General features: G+C 68.4%; 19 protein-coding genes. 5 read left to right on the top strand and 14 right to left on the bottom strand.

The annotated features are described in order from the left end of the window. Positions 1-102: 102 nt before the first annotated feature. The 4 genes from MRBLWH13_RS16605 to MRBLWH13_RS16590 all read left to right on the top strand — a co-directional run bounded on the left by MRBLWH13_RS16605 (position 103) and on the right by MRBLWH13_RS16590 (position 6,345). Positions 103-726, top strand: a complete 624-nt coding sequence (locus tag MRBLWH13_RS16605) for a helix-turn-helix domain-containing protein (RefSeq protein ID WP_341956015.1) — start codon at positions 103-105, stop codon at positions 724-726. Next, positions 723-1,637, top strand: a complete 915-nt coding sequence (locus MRBLWH13_RS16600; protein WP_341956014.1) for a hypothetical protein — start codon at positions 723-725, stop codon at positions 1,635-1,637. Before MRBLWH13_RS16605 ends, MRBLWH13_RS16600 begins: the two co-directional genes overlap by 4 nt. Continuing rightward, positions 1,634-3,553, top strand: coding sequence for a YhgE/Pip domain-containing protein (locus tag MRBLWH13_RS16595; protein ID WP_341956013.1), 1,920 nt, complete (start codon positions 1,634-1,636; stop codon positions 3,551-3,553). Before MRBLWH13_RS16600 ends, MRBLWH13_RS16595 begins: the two co-directional genes overlap by 4 nt. A gap of 131 nt (positions 3,554-3,684) precedes the next feature. Further along, positions 3,685-6,345: a penicillin acylase family protein gene (locus MRBLWH13_RS16590; RefSeq protein WP_341956012.1), complete on the top strand. Its 2,661-nt coding sequence runs from the start codon at positions 3,685-3,687 to the stop codon at positions 6,343-6,345. 19 nt (positions 6,346-6,364) lie between these two features. Here MRBLWH13_RS16590 and MRBLWH13_RS16585 read toward each other — a convergent pair whose 3' ends face one another. After that, complete coding sequence (locus MRBLWH13_RS16585) at positions 6,365-7,729, bottom strand: MFS transporter (RefSeq protein ID WP_341956011.1); 1,365 nt, start codon at positions 7,727-7,729, stop codon at positions 6,365-6,367. A gap of 103 nt (positions 7,730-7,832) precedes the next feature. On the opposite strand from MRBLWH13_RS16585, the gene MRBLWH13_RS16580 reads away from it, so the two are divergent. Next, the gene (locus tag MRBLWH13_RS16580) at positions 7,833-8,594 is read left to right on the top strand and encodes an alpha/beta hydrolase (RefSeq protein ID WP_341956010.1); all 762 of its coding nucleotides are present in this window, start codon (positions 7,833-7,835) and stop codon (positions 8,592-8,594) included. Positions 8,595-8,630: 36 nt separating this feature from the next. Here the strand turns inward: MRBLWH13_RS16580 and MRBLWH13_RS16575 are convergent, their stop codons facing one another. The 13 genes from MRBLWH13_RS16575 to MRBLWH13_RS16515 form a co-directional block, all read right to left on the bottom strand. Next, positions 8,631-9,446, bottom strand: a complete 816-nt coding sequence (locus tag MRBLWH13_RS16575; RefSeq protein WP_341956009.1) for a DUF2510 domain-containing protein — start codon at positions 9,444-9,446, stop codon at positions 8,631-8,633. Positions 9,447-9,466: 20 nt separating this feature from the next. Further along, positions 9,467-9,856: a monovalent cation/H(+) antiporter subunit G gene (mnhG, locus tag MRBLWH13_RS16570; RefSeq protein WP_056511310.1), complete on the bottom strand. Its 390-nt coding sequence runs from the start codon at positions 9,854-9,856 to the stop codon at positions 9,467-9,469. Next, on the bottom strand, positions 9,853-10,122 hold the full coding sequence (locus MRBLWH13_RS16565; RefSeq protein ID WP_056310811.1) for a monovalent cation/H+ antiporter complex subunit F: 270 nt from the start codon (positions 10,120-10,122) through the stop codon (positions 9,853-9,855). The genes mnhG and MRBLWH13_RS16565 overlap by 4 nt, the downstream gene beginning before the upstream one ends. Further along, positions 10,119-10,748, bottom strand: a complete 630-nt coding sequence (locus tag MRBLWH13_RS16560; protein ID WP_341956008.1) for a Na+/H+ antiporter subunit E — start codon at positions 10,746-10,748, stop codon at positions 10,119-10,121. The genes MRBLWH13_RS16565 and MRBLWH13_RS16560 overlap by 4 nt, the downstream gene beginning before the upstream one ends. After that, positions 10,745-12,298, bottom strand: coding sequence for a Na+/H+ antiporter subunit D (locus tag MRBLWH13_RS16555; protein WP_341956007.1), 1,554 nt, complete (start codon positions 12,296-12,298; stop codon positions 10,745-10,747). The genes MRBLWH13_RS16560 and MRBLWH13_RS16555 overlap by 4 nt, the downstream gene beginning before the upstream one ends. After that, the gene (locus MRBLWH13_RS16550; protein WP_341956006.1) at positions 12,295-12,954 is read right to left on the bottom strand and encodes a Na(+)/H(+) antiporter subunit C; all 660 of its coding nucleotides are present in this window, start codon (positions 12,952-12,954) and stop codon (positions 12,295-12,297) included. The genes MRBLWH13_RS16555 and MRBLWH13_RS16550 overlap by 4 nt, the downstream gene beginning before the upstream one ends. Beyond that, positions 12,954-15,896 carry a Na+/H+ antiporter subunit A gene (locus tag MRBLWH13_RS16545; protein WP_341956005.1) on the bottom strand — a complete coding sequence of 981 codons (2,943 nt, stop codon included), beginning with the start codon at positions 15,894-15,896 and terminating at the stop codon, positions 12,954-12,956. The genes MRBLWH13_RS16550 and MRBLWH13_RS16545 overlap by 1 nt, the downstream gene beginning before the upstream one ends. A gap of 180 nt (positions 15,897-16,076) precedes the next feature. Continuing rightward, positions 16,077-16,793 (bottom strand): GntR family transcriptional regulator, encoded by a 717-nt coding sequence (locus tag MRBLWH13_RS16540; protein WP_341956004.1) that lies wholly within the window; start codon positions 16,791-16,793, stop codon positions 16,077-16,079. Between the two features lie 5 nt (positions 16,794-16,798). Further along, positions 16,799-17,845: an aldo/keto reductase gene (locus tag MRBLWH13_RS16535; protein ID WP_341956003.1), complete on the bottom strand. Its 1,047-nt coding sequence runs from the start codon at positions 17,843-17,845 to the stop codon at positions 16,799-16,801. Beyond that, positions 17,842-18,990, bottom strand: a complete 1,149-nt coding sequence (locus MRBLWH13_RS16530) for a mandelate racemase/muconate lactonizing enzyme family protein (protein ID WP_341956002.1) — start codon at positions 18,988-18,990, stop codon at positions 17,842-17,844. The genes MRBLWH13_RS16535 and MRBLWH13_RS16530 overlap by 4 nt, the downstream gene beginning before the upstream one ends. Next, positions 18,990-19,841 (bottom strand): carbohydrate ABC transporter permease, encoded by an 852-nt coding sequence (locus tag MRBLWH13_RS16525; protein ID WP_341956001.1) that lies wholly within the window; start codon positions 19,839-19,841, stop codon positions 18,990-18,992. Before MRBLWH13_RS16525 ends, MRBLWH13_RS16530 begins: the two co-directional genes overlap by 1 nt. 4 nt (positions 19,842-19,845) lie before the next feature. Further along, complete coding sequence (locus MRBLWH13_RS16520) at positions 19,846-20,808, bottom strand: sugar ABC transporter permease (protein WP_341956000.1); 963 nt, start codon at positions 20,806-20,808, stop codon at positions 19,846-19,848. Between the two features lie 13 nt (positions 20,809-20,821). Beyond that, a complete protein-coding gene (locus MRBLWH13_RS16515) occupies positions 20,822-22,078 on the bottom strand; it encodes an extracellular solute-binding protein (RefSeq protein ID WP_341955999.1) in 1,257 nt (418 codons plus the stop codon). Positions 22,079-22,121 lie beyond the last annotated feature (43 nt).

Below are 22,121 nucleotides of genomic sequence, written 5' to 3'. Positions count from 1 at the left end.
GAGCGGCGATCCGTGCTGAGTTGTGAACGGCCCACCGTCCAGACCCTGTGAGTCCTCCGAGTTATCTTGCACACTGCTGTGCACAATACGTAGAATGGGCGCATGACCACCCGTGCTCCCCGCCGTGACTCCGTCGAGAATCGCGCCGGCATCCTCGACGCGGCCCGCGCCACGCTCGCCGTCGATCCGCGAGCCTCGATCGACGTCATCGCCCGCAGCGCCGGCCTTTCGCGCCGCACCCTCTACGGCCACTTCGACGACCGTGAGGCACTGATCCGCGAGCTCATCTCGGTCGGCGCCCAGCGCTTCAACGCGATCGCCGAATCCGTGACCGACACCGATCCTCGCCTCGCCCTCGCTCGCCTCGCCGCCAGGCTCTGGCAGGAGGCCGCGCACGTACAGGTCGCCGCCGCCCTCGCCCTCGACGAGGCGCATGTCGATCACACCGCCGAGGCACTCGCCCCGCTGCGTCGCACTGTCGCCGCCCTCGCCGAGCGCGGGCAGAGCGACGGCAGCTTCCGCACCGATCTCACCGCCTCCACGCTCGCCCGGCTCATCGAAGAGGTGGCCCGCACGGTCGTGTCGCGCACGGATGCCGCGAGCGCCGGCGCCGACAACATCGCCGTCCGCACACTCCTCAGCATCGCCGGGCTGTCGTGGCGCGAAGCCGACGACCTGCTCGCCACCCATCCCGAGATCGTCGCCACGCAGGAGATCAGCGCATGAGAATCACTCTGCACGACGTCAGCAAGGGGCGCGGAGGCCAGGCGCTGCCGACGACGAGCCTCGAGTTCCACACCGGCGCCGTGCGCTTCGCACTCGCCGAGACCGAGCAGCGCCCCAGCGTACTCGGCCTGATCGCGAGCGGACGGATGAAGCCCGAGACCGGTCGCGTCACCGTCGACGGCACGACGAACAACCGGATGCTCCGCCGCGCCGTCGCGCTCGTCGACGCCCCCGATGTCAGCGACCCGCACGCCGACATCACGCTCGCCGGTGTCGTCGGCGAGGAGCTCATGTTCGCCGGTGTCGGTGCAACTCCGCTGCATGCCCGTCGTTGGCTCACCCAGCTCGGCTTCGGAGAACTCGCCGGAGTGCCGATCGGCAACGTCGATCCGGCGGCCCGCGTACGCATCCTGTGCGAACTCGCCGTGCTGCGCGAGGGCACCGAGGGCATCGTGCTCGTCTCCCCCGACCGCCATGGCGGCAGCCCCGACGGCTGGTGGCGCATCGCGTCGGAGTTCGCCGACCGCGGCTACGCCATGCTCGTGATCATCGGCGGATCCGCGGCGGTCGCCCTCGAGCGGATGAACGAGCTCGAGGCCATCAACGCCTCGGGCCCCGTGCAGCCCCTCGTGCTCGACGCCCCGGCACCCGACGCCCCGGCACCCGACGCGCCGGCACCCGACCCCGACGCCCCGGCATCCGAGTCGGAGAACCCAGAGGAACCGGGCGACGCACCGCGCGCCGATTCCGAACACGCCGACGATCCGTCCGATGCCCTGGGTTCTCCCGCGGAGGACCCCCGGTCGTCGAGTGAGGACGGCGACGAGGACGGCCACGCCGACGCCGACGCCGACGCCGACGAGACACCAGACACCCCCGCAGACACCACCGAGAACGGAGCCGAGCGATGAAGGTTCCCTCCATGATCGCCGCCGAGCTGCGGCGCCTCACCGCGAGCAAGATGGGCATCATCGCCCTGATCGCGCTCGTGTGCGTGCCGATCCTCTACGGCGGTCTCTACCTCTGGGCGAACCAGGACCCCTACGCCAAGTTCCCCGATGTCCCGGTCGCGCTGGTGGTCGATGACGAGGGCGCGGCGACGCCCACCACGGGAACGGATGCTCCGACCGGCGAGACCGTCAACTACGGCGAGGACGTCGCCGAGAACCTCATCGAGGGCAACGCGTTCGACTGGCAGCGCATGTCGGCCGACGAGGCGGCGGATGCCCTCCGCGAGGGCACCGTCGACTTCACTGTCACGATCCCCACCGACTTCTCGGCCGCACTGACCTCCGCCTCGGGCGACGACCCTCACCAGGCGCGCATCGAGCTCGAGACCAACGACGCCAACAACTATCTGGCGTCGTCGATGGGCACGCAGGCTGTCGAGAAGATCCGCAGCTCCGTCGCCGAGATGGTCGGCAGCGAGGCGGCCGAGCGGCTGCTCACCGGGCTCAGCGATGTGCGCGACAACCTCGTCACCGCCGTCGACGGCGCGAATCAGCTCACCGACGGCGCGAACACCGCGGCGACCGGCAGCGCCACACTCGCCGACGGAACATCGCAGCTCGCTGCCGGCACGTCTCAGCTCGCGGGCGGCACGTCGAATCTGGCCGACGGCGCGGCTCAGCTCGCCGGTGGCGCGGCGACTCTGGCGTCGGGGGCTCAGCAGGTCAGTGACGGCAACCGGCAGCTGGCCGACGTCGCCGACCGCGCGGGGTCGGCTGTGCAGCAGGCGACGGATGCTCTGCCCCAGGCCCGCCAGGACATCGCGGCGGTGCTCACCGATCAGGGCCTGACGCAGGAGCAGATCGATCGGGTCCTTGCGACCCTCGATCCGCTCGGGACCCGACTGCAGGAGGGCAACTCGACCGTGCAGAACGCGGTCGACAAGGTCGACCAGCTCGCCGCCGGAGCCGAATCGGTGGCATCCGGCGCCTCGCAGCTCGCCAGCGGCACGCAGACGCTCTCCACCGGCGCGCAGACCGTCGCGAGCGGCGCTCAGACCGTCGCCACGGGCGCGGCAGCGGCGAACGACGGTGCCGCGCAGCTGCGCGATGGACTCAGCACCCTCGCTTCGGGCACGGCCGAGCTGCGCGACGGGCTGGCCGACGGGGTCGAGCAGATCCCCGTGTCGACCCCCGAACTGCGCACCCAGCAGGCCGACACCATCGCCGACCCGGTGAAGGTGTCGAGCGACAAGGTCGCATCCGCCGAGGACTACGGCGCAGGCCTCGCTCCCTTCTTCGCCGCGCTCTCGGCCTGGATCGGCATCTACGCGCTGTTCCTCATCGTCAAGCCGATCTCTCGTCGAGCGATCACCGCCCTGCACTCCCCTGTCCGCGTCACGCTCGCGGGCTGGCTGACCCCGGCCATGCTGGGCGCGGTGCAGATGCTCGGCCTCATGGGGATCCTCGCGATCACCCTCGGCTTCACGTTCAACAACCCCATCGGCACGCTCGGGGTCATGATCTTCGCGTCGGCGACATTCGCCGCGATCATCCTGGCGCTCAACGTCTGGCTCGGTTCGGTCGGGCAGTTCCTGGGGCTCGTGCTCATGGTGCTGCAGCTCGTCACCGCCGGCGGAACCTTCCCGTGGCAGACCTTGCCCGCACCTCTCGCCGCCCTCCACCACGTGCTCCCGCTCGGCTACGTCGTCGACGCGATGCGGCAGCTCATGTACGGAGGCAACCTGGGCAGAGCCGGCTGGGACCTCGTGGTGCTGGGCATCTGGCTGGTCGGCGCGCTGCTGCTGGCGGCGATCGGCGTGACGCGGATGACGCACCGGCGCACGCTGCGCGATCTGCAGCCGAGCCTCATCGGCTGAGCGCAGTCGCACGAGAACGGGCCCCGGATCCCGAACGTTGTGGGTAGTATTCCCAGAGTGCGTCCTTGGGACGCACTCTGGGGCTCTCTGGGACTGAGTCCCACCCTGCCTTCCCGAAAGAGTTCTCGAAGATGACAACTGACTCGCCGGAGATCGTCGACCCTTCGCGCCCTCCGCTGGGTGCGCGCATCGGCCGCATCGCCTTCCTCGTCGTGGCCGCGATCGTCGTGATCGCCGTCGCCGCCGCCTTCTTCGTCACGTGGACGATCCAACGCTCGTTCCCCCAGACCGACGGCTCCTTGCCCCTCGACGGCTTGGAGGCCGAGGTCACCGTGCAGCGCGACGACCGCGGCATCCCCACGATCACCGCCGACTCGACGCACGACCTCTTCTACGCCGAGGGCTTCGTGCACGCGCAGGACCGCTTCTTCGAGATGGACTTCCGCCGCCACGTCACGGCGGGTCGGGTGGCCGAGATGTTCGGGGAGTCGCAGGCAGGGACGGATGCGTTCCTGCGCACCCTGGGCTGGCGCACCGTCGCCGAGGCCGAGGTCGAGGCCATGGACGACGTGACCCGCGGCTACTACGAGGCCTACGCCGACGGCGTCAACGCCTACCTCGCATCGCGGTCCGGTGCCGAGCTGTCGCTCGAGTATGCCGTTCTGGGCATACAGAATCCCGAGTACGCGCCCGAGCCCTGGGAGCCCGCGGATTCCGTCGCCTGGCTGAAGGCGATGGCCTGGGACCTCCGCGGCAACGTCGAGGACGAGACCGAGCGGGCGCTGCTCGCGGCGGAGCTCGCCTCCGGTTCCGCGGATGCCGCAGAGACGCAGGCCACGCTCGACGCGCTCTACCCCGCTTATCCGTTCGACGAGCATCCCGTCATCGTCCCGGAGATCTCCACCGTGCCGGCGCTCGGGATGGATGCGGAACCCGCCGCGTTCACCGCCGAAGAGAAGGACGACGAGAACGACGGGGAGTTGCAGCAGGCCACCACCACGATCGAGTGGCAGGAGGCGTCCGACGTGATCGAGGCGGCGAGCATCCTGGTCGGCGACGTCGGAGAGGGGATCGGCTCGAACTCCTGGGTGGTCTCGGGCGACCTCACCTCCACCGGCATGCCCCTGCTCGCGAACGACCCGCATCTCGGCGCATCCCTGCCCTCGGTCTGGTACCAGGTGCAACTCAAGTGCAGCGAGGTCACAGACGAGTGCCCGTTCGATGTCGGCGGCTTCTCGTTCTCGGGCCTCCCCGGCATCGTGATCGGCCACAACCAGCAGGTCGCGTGGGGGTTCACGAACCTGACCACCGACGTCACCGACCTGTACATCGAGCGGATCGAGGGCGACCAGTACTGGCGCGACGGCGCTCTCGTGCCACTCGAGGAGAGCACCGAGACCATCAAGGTCGCCGGTGGCGACGACATCGAGCTGACCATCCGCTCGACGGTGCACGGCCCGATCATCTCGGGACTGACCGAGGATTTCACGACCATCGCCGACGATCCCGAGCCTGGTCTCGCGGCGGGCGGAGCAGTGGGACAGGCACCGACAGGCGGCGGCTCCGAGTACGCCGTCAGCCTGCGGTGGACGGCGCTGGATCCCGGCACCGCGGCGACCGCGATCTTCGCCCTCTCGACCGCGCAGGACTTCGAGGAGTTCCGTCACGCCGCTTCACTGTTCGATGTTCCTGCCCAGAACCTCATCTATGCCGACACCGAGGGGAACATCGGGTACCAGACGCCCGGACGCCTGCCGATCCGCGGTGCGGGAGACGGATGGATGCCGCAGCCCGGATGGGACAGCAGCTACGACTGGTCCGGGTTCATCCCCTTCGAAGAGCTGCCGGTGTCGTACAACCCCGCCTCGGGGTACATCGTGACCGCGAACAACGCGATCGTCACCGACGACTACCCGTACTTCCTCTCGCGGGACTGGGACTACGGCTACCGCGCGGCACGCATCGCGCACCTGATCGAACGACGGGCCGCTGCCGGGCCGCTCACCGCCGAGGACATGCGCGAGATCCAGATGGACAGCGAGATGTGGATCGGCAAGCGCCTGGCATCCGCGATGGGCGACGTCGAGGTGAAGGGGGCGGGAACAGCGGATGCGGTCGACCTGCTGCGATCGTGGGATGCCCAGAACGAGGCATCCTCCGCTGCCGCCGCATACGCGAACGTCCTCTGGTCGAACCTCGTGCAGAATCTGTTCGCCGAGCGCGACCAGCCCCTGCCGATCGACGGGCAGGGGCGTCTGTTCACGGTGGTCGCCGACCTGCTCGACGACCCCGCCGATCCGCTCTGGACCAACCCGGCCCTCGACGTCACGAGCATGGACGAAATGCTCGCGCTGTCGGCCGAAGAGGCATACGACGAACTCTCCGCCCTGCAGGGCACCGCGGTCAGCGCCTGGAGGTGGGGCGATCTGCACGCCATCACCCTGACGAGCGACACTCTCGGCTCGTCGGGCATCGCTCCGATCGAGATGCTCTTCAACCGCGGACCGTTCGCCGTGAGCGGCGGTGCATCGGTGGTCAACGCGACGGGGTGGGAGCTCGGCACGTCGTATGCGACGACCACGGTTCCCTCGATGCGGATGGTGATCGACCTGTCGGACTTCGACTCCTCGACCTGGATCCATCTCACGGGAGCCTCGGGTCACGCGTTCGACGAGCACTACATCGATCAGACCGCCGACTGGGCGGCCGGCGTGCAGAAGCCCTGGGCCTTCTCGGAGAAGGCGGTGGACGCAGCGGCCCGGCACACGCTCGTTCTGATCCCGGCGGGATAGGCGCGCCTCGACCGCACTCTCAGGCAGGTGCCGACGTCGGCCCGGATGCGGCGGCGCGGCGCGCGATCGCCCAGATACCGACCGCGGCGGCGAGGAAGATCGCCGCCAGCATCGCCCATCCGGCGAAGCCGAAGGTGATCGCCGTGGCGTTCACGACGATCGGCGACGCAAGGGCTCCGAGCGAGAAGCCCATGCCGAACACGCCCTGATAGGCGCCGGCCCGTACGGGATCGGCGAGCTCGAAGCTGAGTCCCCAGGCCCCGGCCTGCGACAGGATCTCGGCGAACGTGTGCGTGATCATGCCGATGACGAGGATGACGATCGCCGCCCACGTCGGTAGCCCCGCGGCGAGCGCATAGATCAGGCAGGCGGCGACCATGAGCCAGCCCGCGATCATCGTCACCCTGCCTGCGACCCGGACGTCGTGCGTGCCGCGCGAGGCACGCACCTGGAACAGCACGACCAGCGCGGTGTTGACGATCAGGAGCATCGCGAACGTGGCATCCGGCGCATTCGTGTACTCGCTGATCCACAACGGCACCCCGAGTTCCGCCACCCCGAACTGCATGCCGAAGATCGCCGAGAGCGCACTCAGCAGCAGGTATCGGGGGTCGCGCCACGGCGAGCGGCGGTTCCAGTCCCTGCGCTCGGCGGATGCCGCCTCCGTGGCGCGGGTGTCGATGGATCCGGTCTCGGTGAAGTGATCAGTGACTCGACTGCGCGCAGGAGCGTCGACCGCCGACGTCAGCCGGAGCAGCGAGAGCGAGCCGAGTGCGCAGACGGCACCCGCACCGGCGATGACGATCCGATAAGCCTCGGGGGTGCCGAGTGCCAGGGCGATCGCACCGAAACCGGAGCCCGCCGCGATCGCGAGGTTCGTGACGGTGCGCAGCACTGCGCGGGCGTGCACCCTCTTCTCCGGCGCGAATCCTCGCGCGATGATCGCGGATCGGGACGAGTATCCGAGCGAGTCGAAGAAGCCCGAGAGGCTCGCGAGCAGAAGGGCCGACACGAAATCGCCGACGAACGCATACGCGGCGAGCAGCACGCCGCCGGCCATCTCGAAGCCGAATGCGAGGCGTCGTGCGCTCCACCTGTCGGCGAGCCAGCCGCCGAGGAGCGAGCCCACCACACCGCATCCGCTCGACACCGCGAGCACCACCGCCGCGAGCGCGGGTGAGAGGCCGATGATCTGCGTGAAGAAGAGCACGGTGACCGCGAGGAATACGCCGCGTCCGATCCGCGAGACGGCGGTCGCCGCGACGAGGGCCCGCAGCACCGGGTCGCTCAGTCCGTCTGCGATGCGCGCGAGGAATCCCTTCGCGGGGCCTGACGTCTCGCCCCCTGTCTCGATCTGATCGGGATCGGAGCTGGGCGAAGACACCCTTCATCCTCGCATGACGCGAACGCGCGTCATGTCGCACACCGGCATACGGCGCACGCCTGTTCGGTTAGTCCCACTGCCCTCGCTCGGTTAGCGTTGGGGGGTGGTCTCCAGCTATCTCGCCCCGAAGGGCACACCCGTCACGCTGCTCGAGTTCGAGCACGCCGGGGCGACGCTGATCGCGGAGACCTTCGGAGAAGGCGCACACACCTTCCTGCTGCTGCACGGCATCGGCATGGGTCGCAGTGTCTACCTCGATGTGGTGCAGCGACTGCGCGGCCGGGTCATCGCACTCGACCTGCCGGGTTTCGGCGAAGCTCCCGAGCCCGCACGCACCTTCACCATGGAGCGGCACGCCGACCTCGTCGCCGCCTACCTGCGTCACGCCGGTGAAGGTCCGGTCGTCGTGATCGGCCATTCGATGGGCAGTCAGATCGCGGCGGAGCTCGCGGCCCGGCATCCCTCGCTCGTCGAGGGCGTCGTGCTCGCCGGCCCCACGGTGAACAAGGCTGCGCGCAATGTCGCCGCACAGGCGAGCTATCTGCTGACCGACCTGGTCGGCGAGCGCCCGCTGGTGATCTGGCGCGGTGCGCGGGAGTACCTCCGGGGAGGCCCCCACCTGATCCGCAAGATCCGCGCGACCATCGTGCACCAGCCCGAGAAGGCGTTCGCGCGCATCGACCAGCCCGTGCTCGTGCTGCGCGGCGAGGACGACCCGCTCGCGCCCATGAGCTGGTGCCGGGAGATCATCGACGAGATCCCCGGCGCCGACCTGCAGGTGATCCCCGATCACGGGCATGGCACGCTGATCAGCGACTCCGAGCCGGCGGCCCGCCTGATCCAGGCCTTCGCCGACGATCTCTGACCCTGCACCCCGTCGCCTTCGCCGTCGGCCGATGCCTCAGCGCAGCGGCGGAGGTGTCGCCGGAAGGAGGAGAGCATTGCGGCGCGACCTCGTCAGCAGCAGGGCGAACGCCCCCAGACCACCGAAGAGCACTGCGAAGATGATGCCGAACACGATCATGAACCCGGTGACGGGGCTCTGCTCCATGACGCTTCCCACCACCGCGACGATCACACCGATGACTGCGAGCCCGGCCACACACCAGCCGACGATCATCGATGTGAGATAGCCGCGAGGCCCGGCGTGCCCCGGTCGAGGACCGAATCTCGTGCCGATGTACCAGCTCCACCGGGAACCCGTCCACCAGCGGCTGACCTGCCTCGTCATCGGATACCATCCGGCATCGGGCCCGTCGACCTCACCGGGCAGCGGCTGCACGACCGGATCAACGATCGGCGCCGACTGCGGAACGGGAAGCTTGCGCACGCCACGCGAATACACGGCGCCGACGATCCAGAGCACCGCCACCGCCAGAAGCAGCGCGGGGAAGATGAAGTTGCCGGGATTCTGCGTCACCAGCGCCGCGAACAGCTGCAGCGTCCCGAGCACGAAGAACAGGATGCCGAGCACGACTCCCATGGCCGGCGGCTCGACCGCCAGCCAGTCGGGCCGCGGCTTGCCGGCGCGGACGCGGTACGGCGTCCACATCACGCCGTCCCACCAGCGGACGTCCGTCGTGCCCGGAACCGGGTACCAGCCCATCGACAGCGTCGCCGGTGCCGCCGCTCGCTCGTGTGCGGTCCACTGCACCCCGTCCCACCAGCGCTGAAGACCCGGCGTACCCGCGTCGTACCACCCCTGCGGTGCTGACATCGTCCCCCCTCTGTGCCCCCTCAGCCTGCGCCGGGAGGAGTCTGTTTCGATTCCGCGAGCTCGTCGACGACGAGGCTGCGCTCGTCGGTCGTGCCGTTGCGATAGGCCTGCCGTCCCACGATATGCGCGGACAACGGAGCGGTGGCGAACTGCATGAGCACGATCGGGGCGACGAGGGCGAGACCGACGAGGATCCCGCCCACCGTGCGCAGCGACAGCGCGATCGCGAGACAGATCAGGATGAGCCCCAGCACCTGGGGCTTGGTGGCGGCGTGCAGTCGAGACGGCACGTCGCGGAAGCGCAGCAGTCCGACGGCGGCCGAGAGGCAGAGCAGGGCACCGAGCAGGATCAGCACGAGCACGGCGACGTCGATGACGCCGTCGGGGATGCTGAGGCCGAATACGTTCATGGCGTCGTGTTGTCCCTTCTGGCGACGAACCGGGCGACCGAGATCGAGCCGAAGACGCCCACCGCGGCGATGATGAGCAGCACGGGGATGTTGCGGGTGTGCCCGTTGATCGCCATCTCGGCGCCGAGCACGCACATGACCTCGGTGAGCAGCACGTCGGAGGCGACCGCACGGTCGAGGATCGACGGGCCGCGCACGATCCGGATGATCGTCAGGATGGCCGCGAGGCCGAACACGACCATGATCGCCAGCAGGAGGATGTTCATCGGGCACCGCCCTTCTTCGCGCCACCGGCCGAGCCGATGGAACCGCCGGCCGAGGCGGCACGGGCCGCGCGCGCGTCGGCCTTGAGGGCACGGTACTGCTCGGGGGCGCCGAGCGCACGCACGACCCGTCGCTCCCAGCGGAGCACGCCCTCCCGCTGCTTCTCGACGTCGGCCAGGCTGCGCACGCCGATCACGTGCAGATACAGCACCTGACGGTCGCGATCGGCTTCGACGACGAGAGACCCGGGAACGAGCGACGACACGACCGACACATGGGTCATCATGAGGTCGTCCGCGTACTTCAGCGGCACGGCGATGATCGCGGCCCCGGGCTGACGCCGGAAGTCGAACACCTGCACGGTCACCGCGAGCGCTCCCCGCAGCACCGCGAACAGGAACTGCACGACAAGGAGCGCGGCGTACCAGACGTTGATGCGCCCGGAGAGCTCGACCGTCGGCAGTCGGAAGACGCGGGTGACGAACACCGCGACGACGAGCCCTGACAGGAAGGCGAGCACCGTGAACTGCGCCCACAGCAGCATCCACAGCACGACGAGCCACGCGAGGAACGGAAGCTGCACGCGGATGTCACGCCAGAAGTGACGACCGGTCTCGGTGGGGCTCATCCCTCCACCTCGTCTTCCAGCTGGATGAGGCTCACCGGGTCGAGCAGAGCTTCACCGATGCGGTCGCACAGCGCGTAGAGGGGGCCCGCGAAGACGGTCAGTGCCACAGTGACCCCGACCATGCCGGCTGTCGCGACGGTCATGATCCTCGGGATGCGGCGACGCTCCTGCTGCTCGTCGGCCGCCGGGGCGTTGCCCAGGTACGAGATGCGCCCCTCGGTCTCGGCGGAGTCCTCCTCCTCGCGCCAGAACGCGAGGTTCCAGGCGCGCATCAGGGCGTAGAGGGTGAGGAGCGAGGTGACGATTCCCCCGAGGATCAGCACGATCATCAGCGGGGTTCCGACGGATGCCGCGGCCTCGAACAGCGCGAACTTGCCGATGAACCCGGAGAACGGAGGCAGGCCCCCGAGGTTGATCGCGGGGATGAAGTAGAGCACCGCGATCACGGGCGCGACCTTGAGCAGTCCCTTCACCCTGAGGATCGACGTGCTGCCCGCTCGACGCTCGATGAGACCGACGGCGAGGAACAACGTCGTCTGCACGATGATGTGGTGGACGATGTAGTACACCGTCGCGCCGATCGCGGCGGGCGTCGCTATCGCGAGACCGAAGATCATGTACCCCACGTGACTCACCAGCGTGAACGACAGGATTCGTTTCAGCTCCGCCTGCGCGACGGCACCGAGTACTCCCACGATCATGGTCGCGAGCGCGATGATCAGCAGCAGTGTGTCGATGCTGTTGTCGGCGAACAGCTGCGTCTCGGTGCGGATCAGCGCGTACACGCCGACCTTGGTCAGCAAGCCGGCGAAGACCGCGGTGACAGGAGCCGGTGCCGTCGGATACGAGTCGGGCAGCCAGAAGGACACGGGGAAGATGGCGGCCTTGATGCCGAACGCGACCACCAGCATGAGGTGGAGGACGAGCTGGGTCTCCTGCGGCAGCTCGGTCATCCGCTCGGCGATCTGCGCCATGTTCACGGTGCCGAGGGCCCCGTAGATCATCGCGATCGAGGCGAGGAACAGGATGGACGAGACCAGCGACACGACGATGTAGACGGCGCCGGTGCGGATGCGGGACTCCGTGCTGCCCAATGTGATCAGCACGTAGGACGCGACGAGGAGGATCTCGAATCCGACGTACAGGTTGAAGAGGTCGCCCGCGATGAACGCGTTGAAGATTCCGGCGGCGAGGATCAGGTACGACGGGTTGAAGATCGAGATCGGCGTCTCGTCGGTGCCGTCTGCCGCACCCTGACCGATGGAGAAGAGGAGGACGGCGAGCAGCACGACGCTCGAGATGAGCACCAGGAGCGCGGCGAGCCGGTCGACGTAGAGCACGATGCCGAACGGCACCGGCCAGCCGCCGACCGAGACGGCGAGGGGAACACCCGCATCGACGACGACCAGCAGCACCGCCGCGATGACCGAGACGATGGCGAGGGTCGCGACAGTGACGAAGGCCTGGAGTCGGGGGTTGCGACCGAAGATCAGCGTGACGGCGGCGCCGAGCAGCGGCAGCGCGACGAGCAGCGGGACGAGGGCGCTCATGGGCGGTCCTCCCCGTCTGTCGTGTCGTCCGGTGCGCCGTTCTCGTCGTCGGCCTCCGGCGGGGCCGATTCGTGGGCGAGAGTGGATGCTGCGACATCCGCATCCGGCTCCGTATCCGGCGCAGGCTCTGCCGCCGCGGGCGCCGGACGGGGGGCGGTCGGACGGTCCGTGGGCGCGTCGTCGTGGATCGCGGGGTGGTCGCGCATGTGCAGCACGGTGATCGGAGCCGTCTGCACGCCCACGAAGTCGGTGGTGGCCTCGTCGTCGGCGGCGTCGGCCTCGTCGTCCATGAGATCCTCGTCGGCATCGGTGCGCTCGCGGAGCGCGATGTCGGCCTCGTCGTCCTCGACGGTATCGGCCTGACCCAGCTGCCAGGAGCGGTAGATGAGGGCGAGCAGGAACGCCGAGACGGCGAACGTGATGACGATGGCCGTGAGTGTGAGGGCCTGTGGAAGCGGATCGCTGAGCTCGCCCTCGGTGCCGAAGAAGGGCGCGTTGCCCGGAACGCCCATCACGATGAGCAGCAGGATGTTCGTGGCGTTGCCGAGCAGGAGGAAGCCGATCAGCACCCGGGTCAGGCTGCGCTCGAGCATCGCGTAGACACCGCAGGCGAACAGCACGGCCATGATCACGATCAGGGTCAGGGAGACATCCATCAGAGGGTCACCCCCCGCTCGCGGAACTCCTGCGCCTGGCGGTCGACCTCGCCGCCGAGGCTGCGCAGTACATCGAGCACGAGACCGATCACGACGAGATAGACGCCGATGTCGAAGATCGTCGACGTGACGAACTCCATGTGGCCGATGCCGGGGATCTCCCACTCCCAGAACGTGCTGGTGAGCGGGGCCATGCCGAAGAACAGCGGCACGACGGCGGTGCCGACGGCGAGGATGAGGCCGGTGCCGAGAAGTCGACCGGCGTCAGTGGGCGCGGCGGCTCCGAGCTCCCAGCGCCCGCCCGCGACGTATCGCATGACGAGCGCCATGCCGGCGACGAGTCCGCCGGCGAAACCGCCGCCGGGGAGGTTGTGCCCGGAGAACAGCAGGAAGATCGACACGACGATGATCGTGTGGAACAGGATGCGGACGATGACCTCGAGAAGGATCGACCGATTCTCGGGCTTCATCCTCTGACCGCCGACGAGCCAGGCACGAGGGCTGCTCTCGTTCTCGGAGGTCTGGAAGCGCACGCCCTCGGTCGTCTCGACGAGGGGACGGCTGAGCGTGCGACGGCGGCGGGCCTTGGGCAGCGTCTTCGTCGCCGAGAGCATGTCGGCCCGGTGCGTGACGAACACCAGCGACGCGACCCCGGTGGCGGCCAGCACGAGCACCGAGAGCTCGCCCATCGTGTCCCACCCGCGGAGGTCGACGAGCGCGACGTTGACGACGTTCTTGCCGTGGCCGATCTCGTACGCGAGGCGGGGGAAGGCTTCGGAGATCGGGTCGGAGACGCGCGACTGCGTGGCCACGATCGCGACCAGGGCCATGGTGAGCCCCACGCCGACACCGAGGAGCGCCCGGGGGATGCGACCGACGGAGGCGTTGTGCTCGCCCATCCGCGCAGGCAGCCTCCGGAGCACGAGGGCGAAGGTGACCATGGTGACCGTCTCGACGAGGATCTGCGTGAGCGCCAGGTCGGGGGCGCCGCTGGTCGCGAACAGCACGACCATGCCGAGACCGGTGATCGAGACGAGCACGACACCGGTGTAGCGCTTCTGCGCGCGAACGGCCATGACGGCGGCAGCCGCCATCATCGGTGCGACGACCACCTGGGCGGGCGTATGCCACGCGGACAGCTGGAAACGGTCGACGTCGCTCGCCAGCAGGGCCGTGATCTCGGCGGCCACGAAGACGACGAAGATCGTGCCGACGTAGACGGGGAGGGAGCCTCGCTGGGTCAGCGTCGTGCTGAGCACCGAGAGACGGTCGACGCCGCGCATCACCAGGTAGTAGACGTCCGCCGCGGTGAAGGGGATGAGGCGCGCCTTGCGATCCCACCCGGTGCGCACGGTGAGCAGGAAGAGCCCTGCGCCGAGAAGGATGGAGAGGATCGAGATGCCGAGCGCGGGCTCCAGCCCGTGCCAGAGCGCAAGGTGCCCCGGTCCCTCCGCGGCCACGCCCTCCGCATCGAGACCGGGGGTCGCCGTGAGCGCGTAGCCCTGCAGGGCGGTGTCGAGCGCGGGTGCGCCGATACCGGCGGCGATCGTGATTCCGGCGAGGATGATCGGCGCCGAGAGGAAGCCGACAGGCGGGTCGGGCCAGGCGGTGTCCGGCAGGTGGTCGCCGACGGCATCGCGCTTCTTCCAGAAGGCTCCCCAGAGGAAGCGGATGCCATATGCCGCAGTGAGAATGGAACCGAGACTGACGCCGATGATCGCGACGAGACCCCAGGGGGATCCGTGCATGGCGTCATCGAGGAGTGCGGTGAGCGTCGACTCCTTCGCGACGAAGCCGATGGTCGGAGCGATGCCCGCCATCGAGGCGACCGAGATGAATGCCGCGGTCGCCATGACCGGGGCCTGACGACCCACACCGCTCAGCTCATCGATGTCACGGGTCGACAGCTGACGGTCGATCACGCCGACGATCAGGAACAGCGCCGACTTGAACAGCGCGTGCCCGATCACGAGCGCGAGACCCGCCAGGGCGCTCGCCTGCGTGCCGTAGCCGATCACGATCGAGAAGAACCCGAGCTGGCTCACGGTGCCGAACGCGAGGATGCGCTTGAGGTCGGTCTCGCGCAGCGCCTGGATGCCGCCGAGGAGCATCGTCACGATCCCCAGCGAGATGATGATCGGCCGCCAGGGCCCGGTGAACGCGAAGATCGGTGCGAAGCGCGCGATCAGGTAGATGCCTGCCTTCACCATGGCCGCCGCGTGCAGGTACGCGCTCACCGGCGTCGGCGCAGCCATGGCTCCCGGCAGCCAGAAGTGGAACGGGAAGATCGCCGATTTGCTGATGGCTCCGATCAGGAGCATCACCACTGCGGCGTCGACGATGGGACCGGTGGGGGCGAGCTCGAGGATCTCGCGGATGCTGGAGGTGCCGGCATCGACCACGAGCAGCACGACACCGACGAACATGACGAGGCCGCCGAGGGTGGTGACCAGGAGCGCCTGCAGGGCCGCGCGTCGGCTGGCCGCACGGCGTCGGTAGTGCCCGATCAGGAGGTACGAGAGGATGCTCGTCACCTCCCAGAACATGACGAGCATGACCAGGTCGTCGGTCAGGACGAGACCGTACATCGCGCCGGCGAAGCCGAGCAGGACGGCTGCGAACTGGCCGATCCCCGCCGAATCGTCGTGGAAGTACCAACGGCAGTAGAGCAGAACGAGAGCACCGACGCCCGTGACGATCAGGGTGAGCACCCAGCCGAGCACGTCCATGTTCATAGACAGGTTGAGCCCGAGCTGCGGGATCCACTCGACCGACACGAACGGCGTGGGCCCGTCGAGAACCTGGGGGGTGAGCACCAGCGCATGGACGAATGCCGCTGCGGGAATGAGAGCCGCGATCGCGAATGCCTGAGAACCCAGCCATCGCACCAGCACGGGCATCAGGATCGACCCGAGGAGGAACACGGCGAGGAGCGTCAGCATATACGCGGCTCCTCAAAGCTCGTCGGCCGGGGGCGGCGCAGGCGGGCGGGCGGGTGTCGATATCGAGTTTACCTTGATATTCCGCGCTTTCGGGCCGATGATGTCCGTCGCGGATGGCGCAAATGGTCGACTTCCCCCGGATTTTCGGGCACTTTGCGCGCTCCGAATCCGGAAATCAGATCATTCGGATGCGTTCTCCGCCCGCCGCGCGAGCGCGGGGCCGAGCCGATCGTACGAATTCTCGATGTGAGCGCGCATCGCCTCGGCAGCAGCGTTCGCGTCTCGTCTGCGCAGGGCGTCGAGGATGCCCTCGTGCTCGTTGACCGTGTCGTCCTCGAAGTCGTGTCGGAAGTTCAGTCGGTAGAGGTGCATGTGCGAGCGCAGTCGCACGATGGCCTCCGAGAGCAGCGGGCTCTGCGCATGCTCGGCGATCAGGTGGTGGAAGTGCAGATCCTCGTCGATGAACCGGCGGTAATTGCGGAAGCTCTCGTCCTCATCGGGGGCGGATGCAGCACGCATCTGCACGACGGATTCGGCGAGTTCGTTCTCGGTGTCGTCGTCGAGATGGGTCGAGGCGCGACGCGCGGCCTCCGGTTCGAGCAGCTCGCGCATGTCGTAGAGGTCGCGGAGGCCTGCCTCGTCGAGCAGTGGGGCTGCGACGTAGCCTTTGAGCGCCCGTTTCGCGACGAGTCCCTCGGACTCGAGACGCGTGAGGGCCTCGCGCACGGGTGTCGGCGAGACGTCGAGATCGCGAGCGACCGCATCGATGTTCACTCGGGCGCCGGGTTCGATGACCCGGTCCATGAGAAGACCGAGCACCGCGTCGTACACGTCATCGACGAGGGCGCGTCGCGCCGGGAGCGGCCGCGGTCCGCGTGCCTCGTCGTCGCCGAACATGAGTCTCATCGTACGGGGTGCCCTTCTCGGCCCACGGCCTGCCGCGCGGGGGCCACCTCGTGGCTGATCAGGCCCCGTTCCCGGAGTTCGCCCCACACCTCGGTTCCGACATGTCGAGCGACGAGCCCGCTGTTCCGTTCGACCTGCTCGGCGCTCGCGCCGCCCATCACGACGACCCCGACTGACGGGTGCGTCAACGGGTACTGGGCGGCCAGCTCCGGGAGCGTCCGTCCATGGCGATGCGCGACGCGCGCGATCGCCTGCGCCCGTTCGACCACCGAGCGGCCTGCGGGGCCGTAGTCGAACGTGGAGTCCTGCCCCGGAGCGTCCGTCGCAAGGATCCCCGAGTTGAACACCGCGGCGGCGAGCACCGTGACGTCGCGCTCGTCGGCCGCGGGGAGCAGGTCGGCCGCCGCCGACTGATCCAGCAGCGTCCAGCGCCCGGCGATCATCATCACGTCGGCATCCGTCTCCCGCACGAATCGCGAGAGCATCCCGCTCTGATTCATGCCGGCGCCGAAGGAGCGGATGACGCCTTGGTCGCGCAGCTCGCTCAGCGCGGGGAACGCTCCGTCCAGTGCGTCCCGCTCGTGATCATCCGGGTCGTGCACGAGGGCGATGTCGATGCGGTCGAGACCGAGACGCTCGAGAGACTGCTCGATCGAGCGCAGCACACCGTCACGCGAGTAGTCGCGCACACGACGGTGATCGGCGGGAACGTCGAACAGATTCTCCCTGTCGGTGCGGCCCCCGGCATCCTGCGGCACCAGCAGTCGCCCGACCTTGGTCGAGACGATGATCTCGTCGCGCGGCAGGTCGCGCAGACCCTCGCCCAGCCGACGCTCGGCGAGCCCGAGACCGTAGTGCGGCGCGACATCGAAGTACCGCACACCGCCCGCCCACGCTGCGGGCACGATCGTCGGCCAGTCCTCCTCGCCGAGCGCCTGGTAGAGGTTGCCGAGTGCGGCGGCTCCGTACGCGATGGGCGGAGCGGAGAGCCCCGCCCGCCCGATCGCGACGGGCTGCGAGCCGAAGGAGACCACGGCGCTCATGACACGATCAGCCGAGCCAGAGCGTCGTCGTCCCACGCGATTCCGAGCCCTGCCTCGGTCGGCGCCCAGCCGCGCCCGTTCTCGATGCGGATCTCGCCGGTCGTGACCGCTCGCAGCTGCGGGATGTGCTCGAGGTACAGCGCGTTGGGGATGGCGCAGACGAGTGACACGTGCAGCTCCATGAGGAAGTGCGGGGCGACCGGGGCGTTGAACGACTCGGCCAGATGTGCGATCTTGAGCCACGGCGTGATGCCGCCGACCCTGGCGACATCGGCTTGCACGATCGATGCCCCACCTCGTTGCAGGTGCTCGCGGAAGTGGCCGAGCGAGTACATGCTCTCGCCGACCGCGATCGGCACCGAGGTCGAGCGGGCGAGCAGACGGTGGCCCTCGATGTCCTCCGCCGGAAGCGGCTCCTCGAACCAGAAGACGTCGACCTGCTCGAACAGCCGCGCTCGTCGCACGGCCTCAGCCACCGTGAACGACTGGTTCGCGTCGACCATGATGTCCATGCCCGGGCCCACGGCGTCTCGCACGGCCCGCAGCCGATCCAGGTCCTGGTGGCCACGCGGCATCCCGACCTTGATCTTCACGCCGCCCATGCCGCGTTCCTTCGCGTCGACCGCGTGCGCGACGAGCTCGTCGGTGCGGAAGTGCAGCCACCCGCCCTCGGTGTCGTACACCGGGACGGACGGTGCGGCTCCACCCGCCGCGACCCACAGCGGCAGGCCGGCTCGGCGGGTCTTCGCATCCCACACCGCGGTGTCGACTGCGGCGAGCGCGAGCGCGGTGACCGGCCCCACCGTCGTGGCGCGCGTGATGCCGAACAGTGCGAGCCACAGCGCTTCAGGGCGCTCTGCCTCGAGCCCGATCAGCGCGGGCAGCAGCGTCTCGCGCAGCAGACTGAGCACCGCTCCTCCGCCGGTGCCGATCGTGTAGCTGTATCCGGTGCCCTCTGTGCCGTCCGCAGTGCGCAGCCGCACCAGGATGGTCTCCTGCTTGACGAACGTCTGCAGAGCATCCGTCCGCTCGGTCTCGACCGGCAGGTCGCACAGCTGCGCCTCGGCGTGCACGATGCGGCTGCCTGCCGTCGCATCTGCCGTGACCTCGAGGAGGCCCCGGGTGGTGTCGTGTGTCGTGGTCATCAGCGTCCTCCGAGTCCGCCCAGGGTGACTCCCTTGATGAGCTGCCTCTGCAGCAGCAGCACGAGGATCAACGAGGGGATGACGGCCAGCGTCGACGCGGCCATCAGCAGCGACCACTGCGTGCCGAACTGACCGGTGAACATGCCGAGCCCGAGGGGCACGGTGGCCATGTCCTGCGTGTTGATGATGATCAGCGGCCACAGGTACGAGTTCCAGTAGCCGATGAACGAGAACACCGCGAGCACGCTCAGCGGCGCGACGAGCTGCGGAAGCAGCACCGACCACAGGGTGCGCAGCCGCGAGGCGCCGTCGATCAGCGCCGCTTCCTCGTACTCCATCGGGATGGTGAGGAAGAACTGGCGCATCAGGAACGTGCCGAACGCGGTGAAGGCGAACGGGATGATGAGGGCCGCATAGCTGTCGTTCCACCCCCAGCTGTTGATCATGATGAACAGCGGGACGACGAGCACCTCCTGGGGCAGCACGAGCGTGAGCACGAACAGCAGGAAGAGCTTGTCGCGGTACTTGAAGCGCAGCCGCGAGAAGGCGTACGCCGACAGCACTGCGACGATCACCGAGAGCGCGGCGCCGAGGATCGCGACGAGAAGGCCGTTGAGGATGAACCGGCCGAAGGGCACGACCGTCCACGCCTCGACGAAGTTGGCCCAGCGGATCTCCGAGCCGAAGATCTGCGGCGTCGCCGTGAACACCTCGTTCTCGGGCTTGAGAGCGGTGAGGAACATCCAGATGAACGGGAACGCGAAGATCAGCGCGACCGCGGCGATGGCTGCGGTGTTCAGCCACTCCTTGATCGAGTCCCGGCGCTGACTCGCTCGACGAGGCAGACTCATGACCTCACTCATAGTTCACCCACCTGCGCTGGCCGACGAACTGCAAGGCGGTGATGAGCATCACCACGAGGAAGAGGATCCACGCGAGAGCGGATGCATAGCCGAGCCGATCGAAGACGAAGCCGTTGCGATAGAGGTACAGCACGAAGGTGTTGGTGCTCTCACCCGGTCCTCCCTGGGTGAGGAACAGCGGCTGCACGAAGACCTGGAAGGCGCCGATCATCGTCATCGTCGAGCAGAAGAACAGAGACGGCGACAGCAGCGGAAGGATGATGAACCGCAGGCGCTGCCAGGCCGAGGTCCCGTCGATGCGGGACGCCTCGAGCAGCTCCTTCGGGATGGCGCTGAGACCTGCCGACAGGACGATCACGTTGTAGCCGAACGACTGCCAGACCGACATCGCGATCACTGAGGGCAACGCCCAGGCCGAGTCGGACAGCCAGTTGGGGCCGTCGATGCCCACCGTCGCGAGCATCGAGTTGACGAGGCCGTCCTGCGAGAGCAGAAGACGCCACACAAGGGCGTTCGCCACCATCGGAGTGATGACCGGCAGGAAGAAGATGACCCTCCAGGCCCCTGCCGCCTTCATGCGCGTGCTGAGCCACAGCGAGATGGTGAGGGCGACGACGAGGTTCAGCGCGGTGTAGACGATCGCGAAGATCAGCGTGTTGCCGAGCACCGTGTAGAACGTCGGGTCGCGGAACAGTTTGATGTAGTTCTCGAACCCGATGAAGTCGGGGCTGCCGAACAGCTTCCAGTCGAAGAGGCTGATGAATGCCGACCCGAACAGCGGCGTGAGGATGAAGAGGACGAACCCGATCATCCCCGGGGCGAGGAAGGCGACCGCCACCCAGCCGTTGCCGCGTCGGCGCGGCGGCCTCGGAACCCGCGGGGCGGGAGAGCCGAAGGGCACCCCCGCCGCGCCGGGCATCGAAGAGGAGGCCGTGGCCTCTCTCCGCTCGCTCATGATCGCCATCCGCTCAGCCCGCGACCGAGTTCTGGATCGTCTCCATGATCTCCGCAGCCGTCAGCTCACCCCGGTAGCCCTGCACTCCGTACTGGGTCATCAGCGTCTCGACCTGGTTCCAGGTCGGGGTGGTGCGCTGCGGGGTCGCGTCGGCGAGCAGAGCCTCGACCACCTCGGCGGCGCCCTCTGTCTTGCCCTCGGCCCAGGCAGGCAGCGCCTCGATGCGCGCGGGCACGATGCCGCGGGCCTCGGCCTGCTTCTCCTGCACCGACACCGACGTCAGCGCCTCGATCGCGGCGAAGGCCTCGTCGGGGCGGTCGCAGTTCGCAGCGATGCCGAAGCCCGACCCGGCCGTCATCGCGGCGGCCTCGCCGCTTGTCGACGGGACGATCGTGACGCCGAGCGTGAAGTCGGCGGCGTCGGCGAAGCTGCCGTACATCCACGGGCCCTCGATCAGCATCGGTACCTCTCCCGAGGTGAACGCCTGCTGCGAGACCTCGGAGCCGTCAGCGGCCTCAGGCGCCTTGGCGACCTGTTCGACCGACACGAGGTCGAAGAAGCTCTGCACCTGGTCGACGAAGTCGGAGTTCGTCAGGTCGAGCTCGCCGTCTTCGGTGACGGCGGGCACCCCGTCGGCGAGCGACCAGGCGTTGGGGATGAAGATGCCGGGAGCGAGCGCGAGGCCCTTCTTCTCTCCGTCGGTGAGTGCTCTGGCATCGGAGATGAACTGATCACGGGTGTACTCGGTGCCCGGCAGCTCGAGACCTGCGGCCTGGAATGCCTCGACGTTGTAGAAGAGCACGATCGGCTCGGCGTCGTAGGGGATGGCGCGGATCGTGCCGTCGACGGTCATGCCGCTGAGCATCGACGCATCGATGTTCTCGATGTCGAAGCCGCTCTTCTCGATCAGGTCGTCGAGGGGCATCAGCAGGTCTCCGAGCTCCTGCGCCCTGGCGGCCTGGGTGGTGAGCAGGCACGGCGGATTGGAGCCGCTCAGTCGCGTCTTCACCTTGGTCCAGTAGTCCGAGAAGCTCGGGCCTTCGACCATGATGTCGAGGTCGGGGTCCTCAGCCTTGGCGCCGTCGATGAAGTCGGCCCACTGAGCCTGGTCGCCTTCGCTGGCGGCCCACGTGTAGAGCACGAGCGGGCCGCCTGCGTCGCCGCCTCCGCTGCCGGATCCGCTGGCACAGCCGGCGAGGGTGATCGCGGTGAGGCCCGCGACTCCGGTCAGGACGAGACGCTTCGCGCGTCGGGATGAGAGTGCATTCATTCTGTCTGCCTCCTTCATTGGATGCTGATTCGATGCGATGGGT

The sequence above is a fragment of the Microbacterium sp. LWH13-1.2 genome, assembly GCF_038397735.1.
GTDB lineage: Bacteria > Actinomycetota > Actinomycetes > Actinomycetales > Microbacteriaceae > Microbacterium.
The sequence above is the reverse complement of the archived record's forward strand: the minus strand, read 5'-3'. Positions and strand labels throughout refer to the sequence as shown.

Coding starts and splice junctions, on each gene's coding strand:
- MRBLWH13_RS16605 (WP_341956015.1), top strand. CDS start 103: ATGACCACCCGTGCTCCCCGCCGTGACTCCGTCGAGAATCGCGCCGGC.
- MRBLWH13_RS16600 (WP_341956014.1), top strand. CDS start 723: ATGAGAATCACTCTGCACGACGTCAGCAAGGGGCGCGGAGGCCAGGCG.
- MRBLWH13_RS16595 (WP_341956013.1), top strand. CDS start 1,634: ATGAAGGTTCCCTCCATGATCGCCGCCGAGCTGCGGCGCCTCACCGCG.
- MRBLWH13_RS16590 (WP_341956012.1), top strand. CDS start 3,685: ATGACAACTGACTCGCCGGAGATCGTCGACCCTTCGCGCCCTCCGCTG.
- MRBLWH13_RS16575 (WP_341956009.1), bottom strand. CDS start 9,446: ATGTCAGCACCGCAGGGGTGGTACGACGCGGGTACGCCGGGTCTTCAG.
- mnhG (WP_056511310.1), bottom strand. CDS start 9,856: ATGAACGTATTCGGCCTCAGCATCCCCGACGGCGTCATCGACGTCGCC.
- MRBLWH13_RS16565 (WP_056310811.1), bottom strand. CDS start 10,122: ATGAACATCCTCCTGCTGGCGATCATGGTCGTGTTCGGCCTCGCGGCC.
- MRBLWH13_RS16560 (WP_341956008.1), bottom strand. CDS start 10,748: ATGAGCCCCACCGAGACCGGTCGTCACTTCTGGCGTGACATCCGCGTG.
- MRBLWH13_RS16555 (WP_341956007.1), bottom strand. CDS start 12,298: ATGAGCGCCCTCGTCCCGCTGCTCGTCGCGCTGCCGCTGCTCGGCGCC.
- MRBLWH13_RS16550 (WP_341956006.1), bottom strand. CDS start 12,954: ATGGATGTCTCCCTGACCCTGATCGTGATCATGGCCGTGCTGTTCGCC.
- MRBLWH13_RS16545 (WP_341956005.1), bottom strand. CDS start 15,896: ATGCTGACGCTCCTCGCCGTGTTCCTCCTCGGGTCGATCCTGATGCCC.
- MRBLWH13_RS16540 (WP_341956004.1), bottom strand. CDS start 16,793: ATGTTCGGCGACGACGAGGCACGCGGACCGCGGCCGCTCCCGGCGCGA.
- MRBLWH13_RS16535 (WP_341956003.1), bottom strand. CDS start 17,845: ATGAGCGCCGTGGTCTCCTTCGGCTCGCAGCCCGTCGCGATCGGGCGG.
- MRBLWH13_RS16530 (WP_341956002.1), bottom strand. CDS start 18,990: ATGACCACGACACACGACACCACCCGGGGCCTCCTCGAGGTCACGGCA.
- MRBLWH13_RS16525 (WP_341956001.1), bottom strand. CDS start 19,841: ATGAGTCTGCCTCGTCGAGCGAGTCAGCGCCGGGACTCGATCAAGGAG.
- MRBLWH13_RS16520 (WP_341956000.1), bottom strand. CDS start 20,808: ATGAGCGAGCGGAGAGAGGCCACGGCCTCCTCTTCGATGCCCGGCGCG.
- MRBLWH13_RS16515 (WP_341955999.1), bottom strand. CDS start 22,078: ATGAATGCACTCTCATCCCGACGCGCGAAGCGTCTCGTCCTGACCGGA.